The sequence below is a fragment of the Neisseria sp. P0021.S005 genome, from assembly GCF_051956955.1.
Window position 1 is genome coordinate 1 of sequence record NZ_JBQCWY010000256.1, and the last position, 4,064, is coordinate 4,064.

Below are 4,064 nucleotides of genomic sequence, written 5' to 3' on the forward strand. Positions count from 1 at the left end.
ACTATTAATTTACTTTTCATAAAATTATATTCCTTTTATTCATTAAACAACCCCGCCACATACCCCACACTCCTATCCCGTTTCCCCAGCAACTCCGGCTGGCAAATTTCCACCAGCGAGCAGGCTTTGCAGCGTTTGCCGTAGTCGGGCGGTGGAGTTTGGCTGCTGTTTAAAAGTTCGCGCACGGCGGCGATGGTGGCGAGGGTTTGGGCGCGCAGGTCGTCTGAAAACGTGATGGGGACGCGGTGGCGGGTTTGCATATACCACAGCGCGCCCTCGGGGATGGTTTGCCCCGTCATTTCTTCCAAGCACAAGCCTTGGGCGCAAAGCTGGATTTCGTCCATCGGGTCGGGTTTGGGCTTGCCGCGTTTGTATTCCACGGGTTTCAGACGACCTGTTTTTGTTTCCACTTCCACCAAATCCAACACGCCGCTGATGCCCAGCTTCTCCGCCGATACATGCACCGACCGCTCAAAGCGCATGCCCTTGCGCGTTTCCGGTTCGCCCGAATCCACCCGCTCATGCAACGCCTTTCCCTGCGCGGTCAAATAGTTCTCCGCCCACGCCTGCTCGTTATGAATCAACGCGCATTGGCGCGGGCAGAAAGCGTAGTGTTGCAGGGCGGAAAGGGGAATCAGGCGCGTGTCCTGATTTTCCCCTTGGCTTTCGGTTGAAAGTGCGGTCATCTTTTTAAGTGTTTTTTAAAGTAACTCTTCCACGCTCACGCCATTTAGGCCGTTTGAAACCACGCTGATTTTGTAATCGCCAAAACCGCTTGCGGGCGTACCTGATTCGCCGTTTACACGTTCGACTTTCACAGCGTCAAACAGTTTATGTGCAGGCTGGCTGCCGAGCGCGCTGTCGTGTTTGAAAACAATCAATTTGCGCGCTGCCATTTCGCCACGGGCGGCAGAGCGGTCATGTTCAAACATCAGCGTCAGGGCTTGCCAGAGTTTGGCTAAGTCGTCGTCTGAAAAGCCGGTTTTGGCGGCAAGGTTGGCGGAGATAAAACCGTGCACGCGGTAGAGCGCGTAAGGGACGATGTATTTGCGCCCCATGGTGCGTTCTTTTTCCAAGTCTTTTTCATTGGTTACCGCCATGCGGGTGATGGAAACTTCCAGCGGCACAATCGGGTCGATGGATTGTGCAAACGCCAATTGCACCGGGCCGCGCACTTGCCCGCTGTTGACTTCGGTGGTCATCACTGCGCCAAAGGTGCGGATATCAAAGAAGTTTTTGCACATCCAAGCGGTAATGTCACGGGCTTTGGCTTCGTCTTTTGGTAGTTTTTTGGCTTCCGATTCTATTCCGAGCGCCTCATAAGCGCGTTTGTTTTGCAGGTTTAACACGCTTTTTTCTTTGACGTAGATTTCGTAACCGGCTTCGTTTTCGCTGCTGATTTCTACAAAATTACGAATTTTGCGTTTTAAGCAGACATCAGTTACCAAGCCTTTGCTGGATTCAGGGTCAAGGCGCGGCATATTGCCCGCATCAGGATCGCCGTTGGGGTTGCCGTTGGTTACGTCAAAAAAGTAAACAAATTCATAGCGGTTTTGAATGGCAGACATTTTCTAGCTCCTTAGTTTTCAATGGTTTCAGCGGTTTCTTTTTTAGCAAAATAGCTTTGTTTTTGATGGTAATAGCCGATGGCGAAGCGGCCTTGCTCGTCAATGCTCAAATGGCGCGGAAAGGTTTCGGGCAGTTTGGCAATGATTTCGCCCAAATCTTTATCCAAATTCACCGCCATGCCGGCTTTGTCTTTACGCAAGCGCGATAAATGGTGTTTTGCGCCCGACAACAGGCGCGGAAAAACGGAAAACGGCACGGCGGAGGCAGAGCCGTAATAGCGGTCGGCAATACCGGCATTTAATTCGCCCAACGCCTGATATTGAATGCGCTCCAACACGGCAAACAGCCGCCCTAAAAGATAGGCGCGATTCGGGCTTTCATTGTTCAAACTCATAGGAACTCCTTCTTCGATAAAACCTTTTCTAAAACGCCGCTCTAATACGGCTTTCATCATTGCCACGCGCAGACCGTTCACGTCGCCATCGGCGCGGATTCGGGTAATCAGTTGCGACAGCAAACTCAAGGGATACGGCGTGCCGCAAATCACGGCGCGGGTCATTTCGCCTGCCAATACGGGCGAGATATTTTCGCTTTTGCCTAAAACCGCCGTCTGCAACAGCAAGCGCCAAATAGAAGGCGGCGTTTTCCACGGGCGCGGTTCAATTTTTAAATCCCGCCAGTGCCATGCCAAATTTTCCGCCAGCTGCCCAAACGTGGTGTCTAGCCAAAATCGAACAGAAATCCGCGCAGCATTGGGGGCAAGCCCCAAAATATAAAAACGGGTATTGGGAGAGAGTTCGGGCGCAATGTCTTGCAACAGTCTTCCGTTGGCGATTTGTTCCAACATGTTGAAAACTTTGGAACTTTCTTGTTCGTCATCCGGCGGCGTGAACACTTGCGCGAAGAAGCCTTCGGCAGCTTGCGCGGTCGCGTTATCGTCCGCTTCCGCCCAAAAGACCGTGCTGGCGTCACCAATTGTCAAGCAGTGATTGTTTTCGCGGCGCAACAGATAATTCAGCGCGGTGGTGTAGGCAAACGCGGATTGTTCGGAAACGGGCGCATTTGCGCCTTGCTCTTTACCAAAAGAGGCAAAGGCTTCTTTATTGAACGAAATAATCGAACCGCCGGAGCTTTGCCCACCAAACACGCCTTTAATTGCAGGATGCAGCCGCGCAATCGGGGCGGTGTCGCCGCTAATCAAGCACAAGCCTTCGAGCGCTTCGTCGCTTTTCAGGCAGCCTGCCCACAAGGTTTGCGCGGCTTCGCGTTTATGGATAAGTGCGGTCGGTTTTTCAAGAGAAAATGCAATATTGGCATCGAGCATTTCGGCAGGCAGATTTTCGGCAGCGAAATTTTCAGGTAGCCAGTTTTGCAGAAAACGGCACAAGGCTTGCAAGCCTTCATCGTCGCTGTTTTGCAGTAAATCGAGATGGTATTGCTTAAAGGCGTCAAAAGTTTTTTCAGACGACGTAAATGGTTTTTCTTTGACTTCGGCTTTGTTTTTATTGGCTTCCACGCCAAGCGCGTAGGCGGTTTTATCCCACAAAAAATTCGGTTTGATACCCGACGTGCGTTTTTCAGGGCGCGGCACGCTCATCAGCTTCGGCTGCGGCTTTTTATCGGCGGTCAGATTCGGCACAGCGGTTTTCAGACGGCCTTCTTTATCCAATACCAAAATCCAGCCGATTTTTTCCTCGCTAAAGCCATAAGGCGGCACTTTCGGGTTGCCCATTTCATCGATTTGTGCTGCCAAACGGCGGTAATAGCGGGCAAGGGATGCAAGAATCATGCTTTCACCTCCTCGGCGTAAAACGGCGGTACATCAATCATGCCACCTTTCATTTCCGCACGGAAAAAATGCGGTGTGTTGCCGTGGTCAAAATCAATATCGTGCAGCATCCAGCCTAAATCACGGTTTGCCTCGCTTTCCGATAACGCCGACAGCGGCAGCAGCTCGCCCTCGTCAATCAACGCAAAATCGGCAGGAAACTCACGCACGCCCAAACAAGGCTGCTGAAAACATTGCCCCTTTTTCGCACGGCGTTTGAACATCTCAATATGCTTGGTAACGGTCTCATCCGCGCCCGCTTTTGCCGTCAGCACCGCATGGGCTTCAATCACATAAGCCACGTCTTTAAGCACCGTCGCCGCGCGCTGCTGGCGGTCGTCTTCAATCAGCGTATATAAATCGGCAACGCTCTTGCGCTTCATCGCGCCGCTGATCTTACCCGCTGAAATCTTGCCGCCCAACTCATTGCGCCGCACCGACTCAAACCGAATCGGCTTCAACACATAAATCCGGTCAATCACCCACCGAATCGCCGGCTTCCAATGCACCGCCGCCAAAATCCCGCGCGCCGCCGACGGCGTGATGACATCATAAGACACCCGCTCCACCTTCATCTCCGGACGGGTAAAACAGGCATAATCGCCCCAAATGTGTAGGCGGATTTGGTTTGCCATACAAACTCCTTAACACACAGCCGCCCGAAGGC

Annotated in this window: 4 protein-coding genes; all 4 read right to left on the minus strand. The window is 52.2% G+C overall.

Annotation, left to right across the window (positions count from 1 at the left end):
• Window positions 1-35: 35 nt before the first annotated feature.
• Genes cas4 through cas5c form a run of 4 tightly spaced genes read right to left on the minus strand, consistent with a single transcriptional unit; the run spans window position 36 to window position 4,032 of the window.
• A complete protein-coding gene (gene cas4 / locus ACTHUE_RS12170; RefSeq protein ID WP_440423567.1) occupies window positions 36-686 on the minus strand; it encodes a CRISPR-associated protein Cas4 in 651 nt (216 codons plus the stop codon).
• 15 nt (window positions 687-701) lie between these two features.
• Entirely contained in the window at window positions 702-1,568 is an 867-nt protein-coding gene (gene cas7c / locus ACTHUE_RS12175) for a type I-C CRISPR-associated protein Cas7/Csd2 (RefSeq protein ID WP_440423569.1), read from the minus strand.
• Between the two features lie 11 nt (window positions 1,569-1,579).
• Window positions 1,580-3,358, minus strand: coding sequence for a type I-C CRISPR-associated protein Cas8c/Csd1 (gene cas8c / locus ACTHUE_RS12180; protein WP_440423571.1), 1,779 nt, complete (start codon window positions 3,356-3,358; stop codon window positions 1,580-1,582).
• The gene (gene cas5c / locus ACTHUE_RS12185; RefSeq protein WP_440423573.1) at window positions 3,355-4,032 is read right to left on the minus strand and encodes a type I-C CRISPR-associated protein Cas5c; all 678 of its coding nucleotides are present in this window, start codon (window positions 4,030-4,032) and stop codon (window positions 3,355-3,357) included. Before cas5c ends, cas8c begins: the two co-directional genes overlap by 4 nt.
• Between the last annotated feature and the right edge of the window lie 32 nt (window positions 4,033-4,064).